This is a genomic window from Novosphingobium sp. Leaf2 (genome assembly GCF_001421325.1).
GTDB lineage: Bacteria > Pseudomonadota > Alphaproteobacteria > Sphingomonadales > Sphingomonadaceae > Novosphingobium.
This window is the reverse complement of record NZ_LMJY01000004.1, coordinates 45,778-63,086: the sequence shown is the minus strand read 5'-3', so window position 1 is coordinate 63,086 and position 17,309 is coordinate 45,778. Positions and strand designations below refer to the sequence as shown.

Genomic DNA, 17,309 nt, shown 5'->3' with positions numbered 1-17,309 from the left:
AGAACACGTGAGTCCGGTAAAAGGGTTTTGGGATGAAGGGCGCGAAAGAGGGCCGGTGGTGGCGCTGGTCGGCGGCGGCGGTGTTGGCGGCCATCGGACTGGTTCTGGCAGGCGGCGGGATCATGCTGATCGGTCTTGGCGGATCAGCCTATTATCTGCTTGCCGGACTGGCCTGTATCGCATCGGGTATCCTGCTGTCGCGCGGCGACCGCCGGAGCCTGTTGGTCTACGCGGCCATGCTGGTAGGGACCGTGGTGTGGTCATTCTGGGAAGTCGGTGCGCAGTTCTGGCAGCTTCTGCCGCGATTGGCAGGCCCCACGGTCATCGGCGCCGTGCTGTGGCTGGCGCCAATCAGGCGAAAGCTCGTTCTTTCGTCCGATAGCGCCTCGCGCTGGGGACTGGGCGGCGCGGTAGCCTTGGGCGTGGCGGCGCTTGGCGTCACCTTCCTGATGGTGCCGACGTTCGACATCGCCCCGGCCACAACTGCCAGCATCTCCTCCGCTGGCCCCGCCGATCCCGCCGCCGCGCAATGGACCGACTACGGCGCCAATCTGGCCGGAACCCGCCACTCTTCGGCAGCGCAGATCACCCCCGCCAACGCCGTTGAGCTCAAGCAGGCGTGGTCGTTCGAAACCGGCGATACGAAAGCAAAGCGCCCCGAAATCAAATCCATATCGTTCATGGCTACCCCGCTGATGGTGGATGACCGGGTGTATTTCTGCTCGCCCACCGGCAAAGTGTTCGCGCTGGATGCGGACAGTGGCAGGCAGCTGTGGCTGCGTGATCCGCATACCAACATCGGCAATGCCCAGATGCTCAATTGCCGCGGCGTATCCTATCACGCCGATCCCGCAGCGACCGGGCTGTGCGCCAGGCGGATCATCAGCATGACCGTCGATGGGCGGATGCTTGCCAGCGACGCGGCGACGGGCGCGCAGTGCCCCGACTTTGGCCGGAACGGCGCGGTCAATCTCGACGTGGGGCTGGGGGCGGTCGATCCCTTGCGCTCCTACACCACGTCGCCGCCGGTGATCGTGGGTAATATCGCTGTGCTGGGGTCTTATGTGCGGGACAATTTCACGAAGGATGATCCGTCCGGTGTCGTGCGCGCTTATGACGTGAAAACCGGTCGGCTGATATGGGCATGGGACAGCGGACGGCCCGACGATGCGCCGATGCCTGGCCTTGGCGAAAGCTGGACGCGCGGGTCGGTCAACGCGTGGAGCGTGTTCAGCGCCGATCCCGCGCTGGGACTGGTCTACCTTCCCACCGGCAATGCCACGCCCGATCATGTCGGCACCCATCGCTCGCCGATGCTGGAGCGATATGCCAGTTCGATTGTCGCGCTGGACGTGAAGACGGGCCGGGTGCGCTGGGCGTTCCAGACCACGCACCACGATATCTGGGACTATGACATGCCTGCCCAGCCGGTGCTGTTCGATTATACGGTCGGTGGCCGCAAAGTGCCCGCGCTGGCCGCGCCGACGAAGCGAGGCGCGATCTTCATCCTCGATCGCGCTACCGGCCGCCCGCTGACCGGCGTTGAGGAACGCCCGGTTCCCAAGGGCAATTTGCCGGGCGAGCGCTATTCGCCCACGCAGCCTTTCGTGAAAGGCTTTGCCTCCTTTATCCCGCCACCGTTGACGGAGCAGGGCATGTGGGGCGCCACCCCGATCGACCAGATGTGGTGCCGCATCCGCTTTCGTTCGATGGACTACAAGGGACTGTTCACGCCCCCGTCCGAACGTGGGATGATCCAGTGGCCCGGCACGTTCGGCATCCTCAACTGGGGCAGCGTCAGCATCGATCCGCAGCGGCAGCTGATGATCGTCAACTCCGCCGCCATCCCGCAGGAGGTGCGCCTGTTCCGCCACGGCGGTGACGTCAACCACCCGGTCATGGCCAAGGACTCCCATGCGCCGGGCTACCTCCCGCAGTATGGCACCAATTACGGGGTCAGCCTGCTGCCCATGCTGTCCCCGCTGGGTATCCCGTGCGAGGCGCCGCCGTGGGGCAAGCTGGCAGCCGTGGATTTGCGCACCGGCAAGATCGCGTGGAGCCGCACCTTCGGCACCACGGCGGATAGCGCGCCGCTGGGCGTGGCCGTGCCGGGGGCCTTCAATCTGGGCGGCTCTGTGAACACCGCTGGCGGCGTTACCTTCATCGGCGCCGCGCTCGACAATTATCTGCGTGCGTTCGATACTGCCACAGGCAGGGAGCTGTGGAAGGGCCGCCTGCCTGCGGGCGGACAGGCCACGCCCATCACGTACGTCTCACGCCGAACGGGCCGGCAATACGTGGTCATCGCCGCCGGAGGCCATGCCTACATGGGCACGACCCCCGGAGACTCCGTCGTTGCGTTCGCGCTGGGCAAACCCTGAGGGGCTTCAGATCGAGCGGCGCGGCTCGCTGTCGTCCCAGTCCGTTGTCGCCGCCTTGATGCGGGCGAACAGGGCGTGCATTTCGGGCAGCGGCTGGATGATCTCAACCAGCGGGCTGAGGCCGTCTTTCGCGGTGTCGAGATAGGCGAAGCGCGAAAGCGGCAGCCGCCCTTCCAGCACCACGGGGACGCCTTGCGCACGGGCATGGACCATTGCGGCCTCGTAGTCGTCAATCCAAGTGCCAAGGTGGTGGATGCCACTGCGCCCCGATTCAAGGAACTGGCGGTAGGTTGATGGCGCTGTGCCGGGCTGGATAAGCTCGATCATGGTGTCGCCGCTGTAGCTTATGGACACGCCTCCAAAGATCGGCGTGTCAGGTGCAACCGGCTGCTCGTCAACGTTCAGCGTGTCCAGCCCCAAGGGCACTGGAAAGTCAAAGAACGGGCCAACGCCCATGGTGCTGGTCCAGTGGTCAACCGCCGCGTCCAGATCGGGAACGACATAGGCGATCTGGAAAACGCGGCCATACAAGCGGCTCATATCCTTGACTCTCCCTTTATGGCGGCTCGCCAGCGCCTTATCGGCACGGACGGTCGCGATCTTACTTGAAAAACATTCATGACTGTTTTCTAGTGAATGTCTACCCCACGAGTGAGTCGGCTTTGAACCGACCGCCGGGGCGATCCCAGAGGAGAGGGATGAACCATGATGAAGCTCGATTTCGACGATTGGAACATCCACGTTGGCCCGGCGCACCCGTTCAACGCGCGTGTATCGCCGGCGATTGACAACGGCACCGACCGTCCGGACCCGGCCCGGTATCACGATCGCGCCTTCATGGCAGAGGAATGGGACAAGGTGTTTGCCAAAAGCTGGCTGCTGGCCGGCCATATTTCCGACATTCCGGAAGCGGGCGATTACTTCACCTTCGATATTGGGCCGGAAAACTTCATCATCGTGCGCGGTGACGATGGAGAGGTGCACGCGCACTACAACGTGTGCCCCCATCGCGGCAGCCGGCTGGTGACGTCCGACTTCGGATCGCTCGACCGGTTCACTTGTCCTTTCCACTCGTGGAAATTCGATCTGGAAGGTCACAACATCGCGGTGACCGATCCGGAAACGTTCCGCCCCGAAGTGCTGTGCCACGACCGCAACCTGACGTCCGTGCGGTGCGAGGTCGCCGTCGGGCTGGTGTTCATCTGCATGGATCCGCAGGTGGAGCCGCTGACCCAATGGCTGGCACCGATCCTGCCCCAGCTTGCGCTTTACGATATCGACAAGATGTACGTCGTCCAGCATCGGCGTTCCGATTGGGGCGCGAACTGGAAGGGCGGCGTGGATGCGTTTGCGGAGATCTATCATCTGCATGCCGTTCATCCGCAAACGCAGTGCCTGATGGACGACCGCACCCAGATCGATTTGTGGCCGGGTGGCCTCTCCCGTCAGTTCGTGCCGTTTGCCCAGCCTGCGGCCCGCTACGAGGATCAGGAAACCGTCAATCCCGGCATCCAGTCGATGCTGAAGGATGCCGGGATCGATCCGCAGACCTATCAGGGCACCGCGGCCCAAACCCGGCGGGCGGTGCAGCAAGCGAAGCGTCGCCGATCGGATGAGCTGGGCCTGGGCTACGAGCGCTTCAGCGATAGCCAGTTGAGTGATTCCGTCGTCTACGGTCTGTTTCCCAATGCGCAGATCGGTTGCCATCCCGAAGCGATCTTCCTGCATCGCTTCATTCCGCACGCTAGCGATCCCAACCAGTTCACCTACGATACCTGCATCTTGTATCGCCATGTCGATGCGCCCGGCTATGGCGCACCGGCCTGGATGGGCCTGAGCGCCGAGACGGACCTCAGTGGCAGGACACGCCCCGAAGTGGTGCACACCGGGCTGGGTGAGCCGCCGGGCCTTGGCGAAGTGCTGGATCAGGATTCCGATCTTCTGCCCATCGTGCAGGCAGGCGCGCGTTCGCGGGGCTTTCGCGGGCCGTTATGGAGCGAGCAGGAAGGCCGTTTGCGCCATTTCCATGCGGAGCTTGACCGCCGAATGGGCAACACTCAGGAGAAGCAGGCGTGAATTACGATCCCCGCAGCTGGGCCGTTCACAAAGGGTCACAGCACCCCTTCGACCAGCCCGCCCCGCCGATCGACAACGGCCATGCCCGCCCGGACCCGATCCGCTATACCTCACCCGAATTCTTTGCGCGGGAGTGGGAGCAGGTCTTTGCCCGTAGCTGGCTGCTGGCCGCGCCCGCCAGCGACATTCCCGAGGCGGGGGACTGGGTGAAGTTCGACATCGGCCCGGAAAGTTTCATCGTGGTGCGGCAGGAAGACGGGTCTGTCGCCGCACATTACAACGTCTGCCCCCACCGCGGCAGCCGGCTGGTTATGGGCGACATGGGCAGTCAGGACAGCTTCACCTGTCCCTTCCACTCATGGCGTTTCGGGCTGGACGGGCATAACGAGAAGGTCACCGATCCCGAAACCTTCCGCCCCGAAGTGCTGTGCCACGGCACCGATCTCACCTCGGTTCGGGCAGAGGAAGCGGCGGGCCTCGTCTTCATCAACATGGCACACGATGCCCAGCCGCTGAAGGAATTCCTCGGACCGATCCTGCCGATGCTGGAAACCTACGGCATGGACAAGATGCACGTCGTCCAGCATCGCCGGTCGGACTGGGCGGCCAATTGGAAGGGCGGGGTCGACGCCTTCTACGAAAGCTATCACCTGCACGCCATCCATCCGCAGACGATGGGCGTGATCGATGATCGCACCCATATCGATCTATACCCTGGCGGCCTGTCCCGCCAGTTCGTGCCGATGGCGCAGCCCAATTCGCACTTCCCCGATCAGGACGGGATCAATCCGGGCATCGCCGCCTTGCTGGCCGACGCGGGCGTCGATCCCGACAGCTTCACCGGCACAGCCATGGAAAGCCGCGCCGCCGTTGCCCACGCCAAGCGCGAAAGAGCGGCGCGGATCGGGGTGGACTATTCGCACTTTTCCGATGCGCAACTGACCGACGCGACGATATTCGGCATCTTCCCGAACCTGCAGATCGGGTGCCACCCCGAAGCCGTGTTCCTGCACCGCTTCAAGCCGCACGCCAGCGATCCGGAGCAGTTCACATATGACACCACGATCCTGTATCGCCATGTCGATGCGCCGGGTTATGGCGCGCCCGGCTGGATGGGACTTGGGTCGGACGTGGACATGACCGGGGCTACGCGGCCCGAGGTCGTCCATACCGGACTTGGCGAGCCACCGGGTATGGGCGAAGTGCTGGATCAGGATTCAGACCTTCTGCCGATCGTTCAGGCCGGTGCCCGTTCGCGCGGCTTTCGCGGTCCGCTCTGGGGTGAACAGGAGGCACGGCTGCGGCACTTCCATGTCGAAATGGATCGCTGGCTGGACGCCGATTCCTGACATTCAGAAGACCGGTGCTACATAAAAAAGCCCCGCGTCCAGTAATGGAGGCGGGGCTTTTTTGCGCAGGGGTACGATCAGAACGGCCTGATTGTCACCGCGTTGTCCACCACCAGTTCGGCGCCGTTGATGAACCGCGATTCGTCCGAGGCCAGGAACAGCACCAGCGCGGCCACGTCCTTGGGATGGCCCGGCGTTCCGGGTGGGAGAACACCGTCAGGTATCTCCTTGGCCTGGCCGATCCGGCCTTCCGCCGTCTGCACCATCGGCGTCTCTATCGAACCGGGGTGCACCGAATTGCAGCGGATCTTGTACCCTTTTTCCTGGCACATCACCGCCACCGACTTGGTCATGGCGCGCACTGCGCCCTTGGCGGCGGAGTAGGCGAAAAAGATCGGATAGCCGAGCAGGGCGCCGGTTGAACTCATGTTGATTATGGAGCCGCCATCGCGCTTGTTCATCAGCGGGATGGCGTGCTTGCAGCCAAGGAACACGCCATCGGACATGATCGCGTTGACCCAGCGGTATTGCTCTAGCGTCGTATCCTCAACGTCGGCGCTGAGCACGACGCCGGCGTTGTTCACCAGCACGTCAAGCCGGCCGAACCGGGCGTCGATCTCTTGCATGACCGCAATCCACTGCGCTTCGTCGGACACGTCCAGCGCCATGGCGACGGCGCCGTTGCCGATCCGGTCGGCCACCGCAAGCGCGGTTTCGAGCTTTACGTCCGTCACCACCACGCTCGCGCCTTCACGCGCCAGCGCTTCACTATCGGCGGCACCCAACCCCGAACCGCCGCCGGTAACCAACGCCACTTTGCCTTCTACGCGGCCCATGCATCTCTCCTGTGTTATGTTTTTGACTTCGCGTTCTTGGGGACGGGTAGGGCGTTCAGGCCGCGCCGTCGTCCTTGAAATAGTCCGGCATGCCACCGGGCCAGATCACGCCCCATTGGGCCTGCCCACCATCGATAACGATGAGATCGCCGTTGATGAAACGGGCCGCCGGCGAGGCAAGGTAGGCGATCGCTTCCGCCACGTCCCAGGCGTTGCCGCGCATGCGCATCGGATTGGCCTTGTGAAACCGCGCCAGCGCTTCTTCGGGATACATGCGGAAGCCTTCGGTCTCGATCACGCCGGGGCCGATGCAGTTCACCCGAACGTTCCACTGCGCCCACTCCGTGGCCAAAGTCTTGGACAGGTAGATCACGCCGGCGCGCGCCGCGCAGGTGTGCGCGGCCTGCGGCATCCCGCGTTCGACGTTGGCGACAATGTTGACGATGTTGCCCGCCTTGCCATCCGCGCGCCAGCGCTTGGCGGCTTCCTGCATCATCCACCAGGTGCCGTTCAGATTAGTGTCGATCACCGCCAGCCAGCCTTTGCGGCTGAAATCGATCGCGTCCTGCGGAAACTGCCCGCCGGCGTTGTTTACCAGCGTGTCCAGCCCGCCGAAGTGATCATGCACCTTGGCGATCAGCGCCTCGACCGCATCGGGATCGCGAATGTTGGTGGGAACGGCCAGCACCTCGCCGCCGGTCTCCTCGCGCACCAGATCGACGGTGGTTTGCAGCTTTTCCCCATCGCGCCCGCAAATCGCAACCTGCGCGCCCAGCTTCGCGGCCAGGAACGCGGTGGCCTTGCCCATGCCGCTTCCCGCGCCGGTGACCAGCACCGTCTGGCCGGCAAGCATGTCATCGCGGTATATCGTGGTCTGCTGTCGCAGGGCATCCCCGTCGAGCCCGCGTGCGGGGCGATCGGGGCCGTCATCTTCCGGGCGGAACACCTTGGCGGTAAAAGTCTTGGGAGCGTCCAAATCTCTGTCCTTGCGATTGGCGGCAGAGAGCGGTCTGCGCCGCTATGTGTCCTCTACCCAACCGGCACGGTAACGCGGCAAAATCAAAAAGACAAACAAGATTGTTTTTACGAGACGGATCGCGGCTTGAGGGAAGGCATTAGGGCGCGGATCTGGTTTTGCAGATGCGCCAGCATGCGCGGCACTTTGGCCTTGTCCATCGCGCCGGTCTGCACGGCGATTCCCATGCCTTCCAGGATCGTCTGCGATAAATTCATCGCCATGTCGAAGGCCTCTTCGGAGCCGCGCCATTCGGGAAACAGCGCTTCGGCCTGGGCATTGAAGCGATCGCGAAATTCTTCCTGCAGGGGAAACAGGATTGCACCCAGTTCCTTGTCTGTGCGCGCGGCCATCGCCAGCTCGTGGAAGGCAATGAATGCGGGCTTCTGGACTTGTGCCCAATAAGTTTCGACCAGCGTTTCAACATCGTGATCGTCCGGCCTTTCGGCAGCCCGGCGAAAGGCGCGCAGCCGCTTTTCATGAAGCTCGATGATCGTTGCCTTGATCAGCGCGGCGCTATTTTCGAAGTGATGCATCATCGCTCCGCGCGAAAGGCCCGCTTCTTCCGCCACGCGCGGCGTTGTCGTTTTTGCGTAGCCATGCTTGACCAGGCATCGCACGGTCGCGTCGATCAGGCGGGCCCGGGTCTGGGCGGCCTTGGTGGCCTGCAACGTACTTCCCGATCCTTTCACGCTCGTCGCCGCCTTTGCCTTTGCAGCAGCAGGCCTGGTCGTACGAAGGGTTCGGGTCTGCGATGAGGCCATGTGATTCGCCTGAATGATGCTGTCACGCGTGTAGGAGGGAACGTTCGCTTACGCCCACGTGCGCTGTTTAGGCAAGCATGGGCGCATCGTGCAATTTCGTACACCGTGCGCCACCTGACTGCTGTTCGCGATGGCCTGCCCAAGATCGAAAACAAAACATACATGACTGATTGTGTTTTCTGATCTGCTTGGTAAGCTGTCACTCAATGAAGTGATCCTCCGCGCGCCCGGCAATCCGGGCGGCGGGACAAAGCACAGACATGGGAGAGCGGGCATGGGCGAACAGCCGATCCTGACTATGGGCGAGATGATACGATCCTCGGCGGCGAGGTTCGCGCAGAGCGATGCTATCGTGATGCCGGACCAGCGCCTGACGTACGCCGAATTGGACCAGGCGGCGCGGGCGTGGGCCAAGGCGCTTATCGCGATCGGCGTTAAGCCCGGAGATAACGTGGGCCTGTTGCTGCCCACGTGCGTGGACTTCATCACTGCCTTCTACGGCATCGTGATGATCGGCGCGGTCGCGGTGCCGGTGAACGCGCGCTACCAGGCCAGCGAACTGGGCTTCGTCGCCAATGATGCGGACCTTGTGACCATCATCACCATCGGCAAAGTGGCGGACGGCCTGGATTTCAGTGCGCGGCTGGAATCGGCCTTGCCCTCCTTGAAGCATGCCGCCGATCCGTGGTCGTTGTCACTGCCGGAAGCCCCGCGCCTCCGCAGCATCGTGTGTCTGGACAACCAGTGCGCGGGATACCTTGTTCCGGCCCGGGCGGCGCTTGCCGGGGGCGAAAAGATTGCCGATGGCGATGTCGATGCCCGGATAGATGCGGTGAACCCGCTCGATACGGCGATGATCCTCTACACATCGGGCACCACAGCGAACCCCAAGGGGGCGATGATCAGCCACCAAGCGCAAGTCGCCAACAGCCGTAACCTTGGCGTGCGCTATGAATGCACCAGCGCCGACAAGGTCTGGTCGCCGTTGCCGATATTCCATATCGCGGGCATCCTGCCGATGACGATGATCCTGGATCTGGGCGGGGTCTACATGACCATCCCGCGCTTCGATGCCGGCGTGGGCCTCGCCATGCTCGGCGGGGAAGGGGCGACGATCGCGTATCCCAGCTTCGTGACCATCATGCAGGATCTCATCACCCATCCGACCTTCAAGGATACGGACTTGTCCGCGTTGCGGATCATGAACTCCAACTTCGCGGTGCAGCCCGAATGGATCAAGCTGGCCGTGGCCGAAGCTATGCCGCACACCATCCAGGTGGGGACGTATGGCCTTACCGAAGCAGCCGGAACGGTATCCACCAGCCGCTTGTCCGATAGCTACGAAGTGCGCACCGGGCGGTGTGGAACGCCGCTGGACGACTGGCAGGTCCGCATTGTCGATCCGGAAACCGGAATGGATTGCGCGGCGGGCGAGCAGGGCGAGATCGTGCTTGGCGGACCGAATGTCCTGAAAGGCTACTACAATGCGCCGGAGAAGACCGCCGAGGCCATTCGCGATGGTTGGTTCTACACCGGCGATATCGGCTCGATCGATGCTGACGGCAACGTGATGTTCCACGGTCGAACCAAGGACATGATGAAGGTCGGCGGCGAGAACGTGGCCGCAGCCGAGATCGAAGCGATGCTGCAGACCCATCCGGCGGTGAAGCTGGCGCAAGTCGTCAGTCTTCCGGATGATCGCTATTCCGAAGTCCCCGCTGCATTCGTGGAATTGAACGACGGGGAAACCGCCAGCGAGCAGGATCTCATCGCGCATTGCAAGGGCCGCATCGCCAGCTTCAAGGTTCCGCGCCATGTGCGTTTCGTGACGCAGTGGCCGATGTCGACCTCGAAGATACAGAAATTCCGTCTGCGTTCCGAACTGATCGCGGAACTGCAAACCGCCTGATCTGCCGGCTTTAAAGCGGCCTCTGGAGTAGACGGATGGAGCCAAAGGATAAATAAAAAAGGCAGTCGTGCTTGTCTTTTTTATTGCATAGGCGGTCTGGAAGGGCTTACATCCCGATCAAGACATGACGTGCCGCGATAGCGAATCCGCAGGTGGCGCAACGGAACAAGGGAACATCGCAATGGATCTGGGACTGTCGGGCAAGAAGGCGATCCTCATCGGCGCGGCGCGCGGCATCGGGTATTCAGTGGCCGAAGTTCTGGCGCGCGAAGGATGCGATATTGCGCTCACCGCGCGCAGCGAAGACAGTGTGAAGGACGCCGTTGCCAACTTGTCCAAGTACGGCACCAAAGTGGTCGGCAAGGCGGTCAACGCCAAGCAGGCGGACGATTACAAGGCGTGGATCAGCTGGGCGATCGAGGCGCTGGACGGGGTGGATATCCTCGTTCCGTTCACTTCCGCCGGCGGCGGCATGGGCAGCGAGAAGTACTGGTACAACGCCTTTGAAACAGACGTGATGGCGGTCGTGCGCGCCGTTGAAGGCGTGATCGAGACGATGACCGAGCAGCAGCGCGGGTCGATTGTCCTGCTGGGCACAACCTCCGTTTCCGAAGCAATGGGCGGTCCGCAGCCGTACAACGCGATGAAGGCCAGCCTCATCACTTGGGCAAAGCAGTTGGCGCTCTGGCACGGCAAGAACGGCATTCGCGTCAACGTCGTGTCCCCCGGCCCGATCGAGTTCGAAGGTGGCAACTGGGACATGATCAAGGGGACGATGGAAAAGTTCTACGCCTCGCAGCTCCGCCAGCAGCCCATGGGCCGCCTTGGCCGTCCCGAGGAGGTCGCCAAGGCTATCGCCTTTCTGGCGAGCGATGCTGCCAGCTGGTGCAACGGATCGCATCTCGTCGTTGACGGGGGCTTCACCAACCGGACCCAGTTCTGATGAAACCGCATGTCATGGGCTGGGACCGGGAGGCGATGGACGTAAAGCGCGTCGTCGACGTGTTCCGCGTCGATCCCGAGTCCGTGGGCAACGGCACCCCGGTGGAACGGTTCCCGGACCCGGAACTGGGCACCGCGCTCATCCCGGCGGCGCGTTACTATTCGCCGGAGTTCATGAAGCTGGAATGGGAGCGGGTGTGGACCAAGGTGTGGCTGCTGGGCGGCCGCGGCGACGACCTGAACGAACCCGGCGATTACATCTGCACTGACATCGGCAAGGAATCCGTGCTGATCGTGCGGCAGGCCGATGGCTCCATCCGTGCCTTCCCCAACGTGTGCCTCCATCGCGGCAACCGCCTGCGTCCCGAAGGGCGCGGCAACGCCGAGAGTTTCCAGTGCATGTACCACCACTGGACATACGGCCTGGACGGCAAGCTCGATCATATCCCGGACCTGTGCACCTTCCATCAGGGCGGCCCTCCGGGGATGACCCTCACCGCACTACCATGCGTCGAATGGAACAGCTTCGTGTGGTTCTCGCTCGACCCCAATGTCGAGCCGTTCGAGGATTTCATCGATCCCCTCAAGCGTCATCTCGAACCGTATCATCCCGAACGGATGGCATGGAAACGCGACGTTACGGTGGAGTGGGACTGCAACTGGAAGGCATCGGTCGATGCATTCAGCGAAACCTACCACGTGCAGGGCATCCACCCGCAGCTCAAGTGGTATCTGGATGACGTCAACGTCCAGATCGACTGCTTCGGCAAGCATAACCGCTACCTGATTCCCTTCGCGGCGGTGTCGCCGCGCGTCGCCATGCCCAGCCAGATCCCCCCCGCGATCCAGGAGATCATGGTGCATGCCGGGATGGACCCGGCCGAGTATGAAGGCCGCGTGTCCGACATCCGGCGCGACGTGCAGCTGTTCAAGCGCGAACACGGTGCCGCGCAAGGCAAGGATTATTCCGAGCTGAACGACGAGCAACTCACGGACGACTATCACTATACGATCTTCCCGAACGTATCGGTGAATGTACATTCGGATGACATTATGCTGTTCCGGCAGCGTCCGCACGCCACCGATCCGAACAAGATGTATTACGACATCTGGATGTTCGAGCTGGTGCCCGAAGGCGAGGAATGGCCCGAGCGGGTCCGTCACCAGACCTTCAAGCATGGCGACAAATCGATCGGCCAAGTGCTCGACCAGGACGCGTTCAACCTGCCGACGGTGCAGACGGGCATGAAGTCCGACTTCTATCCGGGCCTGTGGATCGGCGATCAGGAACTGCGCATCCGCCACTTCCACAAGGTTCTGGACGATTACATCTACGCCGACGGCAAGCAGCCGACCGACCTGTAATGCCATTGAGAGGAAAGCGCGGATGCAACTGAACCGCGATGAGCTGCTGGGCGCCTATGGCCGGATGAAGATCATCCGCGAATTCGAGCAGCGCCTGCACGAAGAAATCAAGACCGGGGAAATCGGTGGCTTCACCCACCTTTATGCCGGCCAGGAAGCGGTTGCCGTGGGCATCTGCGATCAGTTGACGGTGGAAGACAAGATCGTCTCCACCCATCGCGGCCACGGCCATTGCATCGCCAAGGGCTGCGATGTGAAAGGCATGATGAAGGAGATCTACGGGCGGGAAGGCGGTTTGTGCAAGGGCAGGGCAGGCTCCATGCATATCGCCGATCTCGACGTGGGCATGCTCGGCGCCAACGGCATCGTGGGCGGCGGTGCGCCCCAGGCGGTAGGCGCGGCGATTGCGGCGCGAATGGATGGCAAGGGCCGGGTCGGCATCGCCTTTTCCGGGGACGGTGCATGCAACCAGGGCACTACCTTCGAGGCGATGAACCTGGCGGTCGTCACCAAGGTACCCGCGATTTTCGTGTTCGAAAACAACCACTATTCCGAACACACCGGCGATGCCTATGCCGTGGGCACCAACCAGGACATCGCCAGCCGCGCCGAGGCTTTCGGGATGAAGGCGTGGCGCGCCAATGGCTGCGATTTCTTCGAAACCTACGCGGCGTTTGCGGAGCTTCTCGAGTATGTCCGCGCAGGCAATGGCCCGGCGGCGATCGAGCTGGATACCGAGCGGTATTATGGCCACTTCGAGGGTGATCCGCAACGCTATCGCGGCAAGGGTGAACTGGATCGCATCCGGGCGGAGCGGGATTGCCTCAAGGCGTTCCGAGCCCGCGTTACCGGTGCAGCGCTGCTTACCGACGAGGATCTGGACGGCGTTGACGCGCAGGTCATGGCCCTGATCGACGAGGCCGTTGCCGAGGCGCGTGCCGACGCGCAGCCCGACCCGGCGACCGTCGCTGACGACGTCTACGTCGAATATTACTGAAGGATCGCAGATGGCCATCATGAACATCCGCGAGGCGATCGTCTCGACGTTGCACGCGGAAATGGAGCGCGATTCTGACATCATCCTGTTGGGCGAGGATGTGGTGGGCGGCAACGGCACTGCCGGCGGTCCCGAAGCGATCGGCGGGATCTGGGGCACCAGTCCGGGGCTGTGGAAGAAGTTCGGCCCCGAACGCGTGATCGACACGCCCATCAGCGAAAGCGCGATCATCGGCGCGGCGGCAGGTGCGGCGCTTTCGGGCAAACGGCCGGTCGCGGAGCTGATGTTCGCTGATTTCGTCGGCGTCAGTCTAGACCAGATATGGAACCAGATGGCTAAGTTTCGCTACATGTTCGGCGGCAAGACCAAATGCCCCGCCGTGGTGCGGCTGGTCTACGGCGCGGGCATGCAGACGGCGGCCCAGCACAGCCAGTCCGTCTATGCCATGCTGACCGCGATGCCGGGCCTGAAGGTGGTGCTCCCCACAACCCCGGCAGACGCCAAGGGGCTGCTGACCGAAGCGCTGCGCGGCGATGACCCGGTGATGTTCTTCGAACACAAGACACTGTACGGCGTGAAAGGCGAAGTGCCTGACGGGGATCACCGCCAGCGCTTCGGCGAAGCGCGCGTCGTGCGCGAAGGCGGGGACGTGACCGTCGTTGCCTGCGGGCGCATGGTCAGTTTCTCGGAAAAAGCGGCGGACAAGCTGGCAGCTGACGGTATCGGCATGGACTTGCTGGATCTGCGCACCACCAGTCCGCTGGATGAAGACGCGATCCTCGAATCCGTGGAGCAGACCGGCCGGCTCGTGGTCGTTGACGAAAGCCCGCCGCGCTGCAGCCTTGCTGCAGACATCGCGGCGATGGTGACGGAGCGTGCCTTCACCAGCCTGAAAGCACCGCCCGCGATGGTGACCGCGCCCCACAGCCCGATCCCGTTCGCTCGCAACCTCGAACGCGCCTGGGTGCCGTCGCCGCAGAAGATCGAGGATGCCGTGCGCCGCGTCCTTGCGTTCCGCTGAAGGGCACCGGCATGGCCAAACTCACCCCCTTCACCATGCCCAAGTGGGGCATCGAAATGGCCGAAGGCACGATCGCGGACTGGATGGTGGCCGAAAACGCCCCCTTCGATCGCGGCACCGTGTTGACGCTGATCGAAACCGACAAGATCACCAATGAGGTCGAGGCCGAGAAACCGGGCCGCTTCGTGCGCATCTTGGCCAAGCCGGGCGAAACGTACCCGGTGGGCGCTTTGCTGGCGGTGTTGAGCGACGGCGGCGAAGCCGGTGCTGACGAGATCGATGCGGTCGTCGCTGCATTTCGGCCCTCCGAGGCTGGCTTCGGCCCGGATGGCGATGATACGCCGGGCGCGCCCGAACCCACCGATCAGGCACCCCCGGCCAAGGCCGAGCAACCGGTGCCGCCGGGCATTGCGATCAGCCCGGTTGCTTTGGCCGAAGCGCAGCGCCTTGGCGTGGATCTTTCCGCCGTTACTGGCAGCGGGCGCGGCGGACGGATTTTCGCCCAGGACATCCATCAGGCGGCGCGCCCTGAAGCAAAGCCTCACCTGATCGGCGCTTTCGCAGCAACGCCGGACAGTCCGGTTCTTTCGACGCCGGTGGCGCGCCGGCTTGCCGGCCTGCATGGCCTCAAGCTTGAAACGATCACCGGCACCGGGCCGCGGGGCAAAGTCCGCCGGGATGACGTGCTGGCATTGGTGCAACAGGCGGCGCCGCCCGCGCCCGCGCCAGCCCCGGAGCCGAAGGCGGCGCTGGCCTCGGCAGCCCCGCCACCCGCGACTTCGTCTGGCGACGTCGATGTGATGCCGATGTCGTCGATGCGCCGCACCATCGCGCGCCGGCTCACCGAATCGAAGCAGCAGATCCCCCACTTTTACGTGCGCCGCCGCGTGCGGGCCGACAGGCTGATGGCCTTGCGGTCCGCCGTCACCGGCGACAGGCCCAGCATCAACGATTACATCGTCAAGGCCACCGCTCTGGCCCTGCTGGAAGTGCCGGCGGTCAACGTGCAAGTGCACGGCACCGACATCCATCGGTTCGGATCGGCGGACATTTCCGTTGCCGTGGCGACCGAGCGTGGCCTGGTAACGCCGATCGTGTTCGGCGCGGATAGCTTGTCCGTTGGCGCGATCGGCACCGTCATGAAGGGCCTTGCCCAGCGCGCCCGCAGCGGCAAGCTGAAGCCGGAGGAATTTGCCGGCGGCAGTTTTTCGCTGTCCAACCTTGGCGGCTTCGGCGTTGAACAGTTCGATGCGATCATCAACCCGCCGCAAGGCGCAATCCTTGCGGTCGGCACCGCGCGGCCCGAGCCCATCGACGATGACGGGGCGATCAGGATCGTGCCGGTTCTTCACGTGTCGCTGTCCTGCGATCACCGTGCGATCGACGGCGCGGATGCCGGGCGCTTTATGGCAGCGCTCGCAAGCCTGCTCGAACATCCTCACTTGCTTTGAAAGACGACAATCGATGAACTTCAAGCTCACCGAAGATCAGTTGCAGCTGCAGGACGCAGCGCGTCAGTTCGCCCGCGCCGAGCTTCCCGCCATCGCCGCCGAGCTTGAGCGTGACAACAAGCCGCCAAGCCGGGCGCTGCTAAAGCGCTACGCGGAGATGGGTTTTCTGGGCATCAACGTGTCCAGCGAACTTGGTGGCCTTGGCCTGGGCAACATCGAGGCGCTGATCGTGCTGGAAGAGTTCGGCAAGATCTCGTCCGCGGTGGGCTTCCCGATTTTCGAAAGCTCGGTGGGGCCGGTGCGCGCCATCGAACATTTTGCATCGGACGCGCTGAAGAAGCGGGTGGTGCCGGCTGTCTGCTCCGGCGATATGGTGGTGGCGGTGTCCATGTCCGAGCCGGATGCGGGCAGCGCGTTGACCGATCTCAAGACCAAGGGCGTGATCACGGGCGACAAGGTGATCATCAACGGCACCAAGCGGTGGTGCTCTGGCGGTGGCCATTCCGATGCCTATGTGGTGTACTGCCGCCTGTCCGACGAACCGGGCGCCAAGGGCATCGGCGCGGTGCTGGTCGAGAAGGATGCGCCGGGCCTGTCTTTCGGACCCAACGAGCAGTTGATGGGCTTTCGCGGCATACCGTCCTCCGATCTCAACTTCGATGATTGCGAAGTGCCGCTCGACAACGTGATCGTGCATGCCGGCGGCGGCTTCAAGAAGCTGATGGAAGCGTTCGACCTGGAGCGGTGCGGCAACGCCACGATGTCTCTGGCGCAGGCCTCCGGCGCGCTGGAAGATGTGAGCGCCTATGTTCAGGAGCGCAAGCAGTTCGGCAAGGCGATCGTCGAATTTCAGGCCGTGCAGATCAAGCTGGCGGAGATGCAGATGAAGGTGGAAGCGGCCCGGTTGCTGATCTGGCGCGCGGCCTCGCTGGCGGAAGATGGCCTGCCATCCGTTCTGCACAGCTCCACCGGCAAGTGCTTTGCCAACACCATCGCCCGCGAAGTGACTGGCGACGCGCTGCAGTTGATGGGTGCCTACGGATACTCCAAGGACTTCCCGATGGAGCGCCGCCTGCGTGACAGCTGGGGTTGGGGCATTGCCGGCGGCGCGATCGACATCCAGAAAACCAATATCGCGGGTGCCATGTTGGGCCGCCGTTTCGACCAGCGGCGTTAGAAGATTACCCGGCCATGAGGGGGTGA

Annotated in this window: 14 protein-coding genes; 10 read left to right on the top strand and 4 right to left on the bottom strand. The window is 63.3% G+C overall.

Going from position 1 to position 17,309, the window contains the following annotated elements; all coding sequences use genetic code 11:
* Window positions 1-32 precede the first annotated feature (32 nt).
* Window positions 33-2,381 (top strand): membrane-bound PQQ-dependent dehydrogenase, glucose/quinate/shikimate family, encoded by a 2,349-nt coding sequence (locus tag ASE49_RS04475; protein WP_056768925.1) that lies wholly within the window; start codon window positions 33-35, stop codon window positions 2,379-2,381.
* A gap of 6 nt (window positions 2,382-2,387) precedes the next feature.
* Here ASE49_RS04475 and ASE49_RS04470 read toward each other — a convergent pair whose 3' ends face one another.
* Entirely contained in the window at window positions 2,388-2,921 is a 534-nt protein-coding gene (locus tag ASE49_RS04470; protein WP_056768924.1) for a VOC family protein, read from the bottom strand.
* Window positions 2,922-3,089: 168 nt separating this feature from the next.
* On the opposite strand from ASE49_RS04470, the gene ASE49_RS04465 reads away from it, so the two are divergent.
* Together ASE49_RS04465 and ASE49_RS04460 are read left to right on the top strand one after the other, a co-directional pair.
* Window positions 3,090-4,457, top strand: coding sequence for an aromatic ring-hydroxylating oxygenase subunit alpha (locus ASE49_RS04465; RefSeq protein WP_056768961.1), 1,368 nt, complete (start codon window positions 3,090-3,092; stop codon window positions 4,455-4,457).
* Window positions 4,454-5,806, top strand: coding sequence for an aromatic ring-hydroxylating oxygenase subunit alpha (locus ASE49_RS04460; RefSeq protein ID WP_056768923.1), 1,353 nt, complete (start codon window positions 4,454-4,456; stop codon window positions 5,804-5,806). Before ASE49_RS04465 ends, ASE49_RS04460 begins: the two co-directional genes overlap by 4 nt.
* Before the next feature lie 77 nt (window positions 5,807-5,883).
* Here ASE49_RS04460 and ASE49_RS04455 read toward each other — a convergent pair whose 3' ends face one another.
* From ASE49_RS04455 to ASE49_RS04445, 3 genes are all read right to left on the bottom strand, one after another.
* Window positions 5,884-6,642 carry an SDR family oxidoreductase gene (locus ASE49_RS04455; protein WP_200921962.1) on the bottom strand — a complete coding sequence of 253 codons (759 nt, stop codon included), beginning with the start codon at window positions 6,640-6,642 and terminating at the stop codon, window positions 5,884-5,886.
* Between the two features lie 55 nt (window positions 6,643-6,697).
* Window positions 6,698-7,618, bottom strand: coding sequence for an SDR family oxidoreductase (locus ASE49_RS04450; protein ID WP_056768922.1), 921 nt, complete (start codon window positions 7,616-7,618; stop codon window positions 6,698-6,700).
* Between the two features lie 107 nt (window positions 7,619-7,725).
* A complete protein-coding gene (locus tag ASE49_RS04445) occupies window positions 7,726-8,349 on the bottom strand; it encodes a TetR/AcrR family transcriptional regulator (protein ID WP_235522836.1) in 624 nt (207 codons plus the stop codon).
* Between the two features lie 346 nt (window positions 8,350-8,695).
* Here ASE49_RS04445 and ASE49_RS04440 point away from each other — a divergent pair, with 346 nt between their 5' ends.
* The 7 genes from ASE49_RS04440 to ASE49_RS04410 all read left to right on the top strand — a co-directional run bounded on the left by ASE49_RS04440 (window position 8,696) and on the right by ASE49_RS04410 (window position 17,283).
* A complete protein-coding gene (locus ASE49_RS04440; protein ID WP_056768920.1) occupies window positions 8,696-10,330 on the top strand; it encodes a class I adenylate-forming enzyme family protein in 1,635 nt (544 codons plus the stop codon).
* Between the two features lie 181 nt (window positions 10,331-10,511).
* Complete coding sequence (locus ASE49_RS04435) at window positions 10,512-11,273, top strand: SDR family NAD(P)-dependent oxidoreductase (RefSeq protein ID WP_056768919.1); 762 nt, start codon at window positions 10,512-10,514, stop codon at window positions 11,271-11,273.
* Window positions 11,273-12,637, top strand: a complete 1,365-nt coding sequence (locus ASE49_RS04430) for an aromatic ring-hydroxylating oxygenase subunit alpha (RefSeq protein ID WP_235522835.1) — start codon at window positions 11,273-11,275, stop codon at window positions 12,635-12,637. The genes ASE49_RS04435 and ASE49_RS04430 overlap by 1 nt, the downstream gene beginning before the upstream one ends.
* Window positions 12,638-12,659: 22 nt before the next feature.
* The gene (locus ASE49_RS04425) at window positions 12,660-13,634 is read left to right on the top strand and encodes a thiamine pyrophosphate-dependent dehydrogenase E1 component subunit alpha (protein WP_056768918.1); all 975 of its coding nucleotides are present in this window, start codon (window positions 12,660-12,662) and stop codon (window positions 13,632-13,634) included.
* A gap of 10 nt (window positions 13,635-13,644) precedes the next feature.
* Window positions 13,645-14,655, top strand: coding sequence for an alpha-ketoacid dehydrogenase subunit beta (locus tag ASE49_RS04420; RefSeq protein WP_056768917.1), 1,011 nt, complete (start codon window positions 13,645-13,647; stop codon window positions 14,653-14,655).
* Between the two features lie 11 nt (window positions 14,656-14,666).
* Window positions 14,667-16,106 carry a 2-oxo acid dehydrogenase subunit E2 gene (locus ASE49_RS04415; protein WP_056768916.1) on the top strand — a complete coding sequence of 480 codons (1,440 nt, stop codon included), beginning with the start codon at window positions 14,667-14,669 and terminating at the stop codon, window positions 16,104-16,106.
* Between the two features lie 13 nt (window positions 16,107-16,119).
* Window positions 16,120-17,283: an acyl-CoA dehydrogenase family protein gene (locus ASE49_RS04410; protein ID WP_056768915.1), complete on the top strand. Its 1,164-nt coding sequence runs from the start codon at window positions 16,120-16,122 to the stop codon at window positions 17,281-17,283.
* Window positions 17,284-17,309: the final 26 nt, after the last annotated feature.

Coding starts and splice junctions, on each gene's coding strand:
- ASE49_RS04470 (WP_056768924.1), bottom strand. CDS start 2,921: ATGAGCCGCTTGTATGGCCGCGTTTTCCAGATCGCCTATGTCGTTCCC.
- ASE49_RS04455 (WP_200921962.1), bottom strand. CDS start 6,642: ATGGGCCGCGTAGAAGGCAAAGTGGCGTTGGTTACCGGCGGCGGTTCG.
- ASE49_RS04475 (WP_056768925.1), top strand. CDS start 33: ATGAAGGGCGCGAAAGAGGGCCGGTGGTGGCGCTGGTCGGCGGCGGCG.
- ASE49_RS04435 (WP_056768919.1), top strand. CDS start 10,512: ATGGATCTGGGACTGTCGGGCAAGAAGGCGATCCTCATCGGCGCGGCG.
- ASE49_RS04420 (WP_056768917.1), top strand. CDS start 13,645: ATGGCCATCATGAACATCCGCGAGGCGATCGTCTCGACGTTGCACGCG.
- ASE49_RS04415 (WP_056768916.1), top strand. CDS start 14,667: ATGGCCAAACTCACCCCCTTCACCATGCCCAAGTGGGGCATCGAAATG.
- ASE49_RS04465 (WP_056768961.1), top strand. CDS start 3,090: ATGAAGCTCGATTTCGACGATTGGAACATCCACGTTGGCCCGGCGCAC.
- ASE49_RS04430 (WP_235522835.1), top strand. CDS start 11,273: ATGAAACCGCATGTCATGGGCTGGGACCGGGAGGCGATGGACGTAAAG.
- ASE49_RS04410 (WP_056768915.1), top strand. CDS start 16,120: ATGAACTTCAAGCTCACCGAAGATCAGTTGCAGCTGCAGGACGCAGCG.
- ASE49_RS04425 (WP_056768918.1), top strand. CDS start 12,660: ATGCAACTGAACCGCGATGAGCTGCTGGGCGCCTATGGCCGGATGAAG.
- ASE49_RS04440 (WP_056768920.1), top strand. CDS start 8,696: ATGGGCGAACAGCCGATCCTGACTATGGGCGAGATGATACGATCCTCG.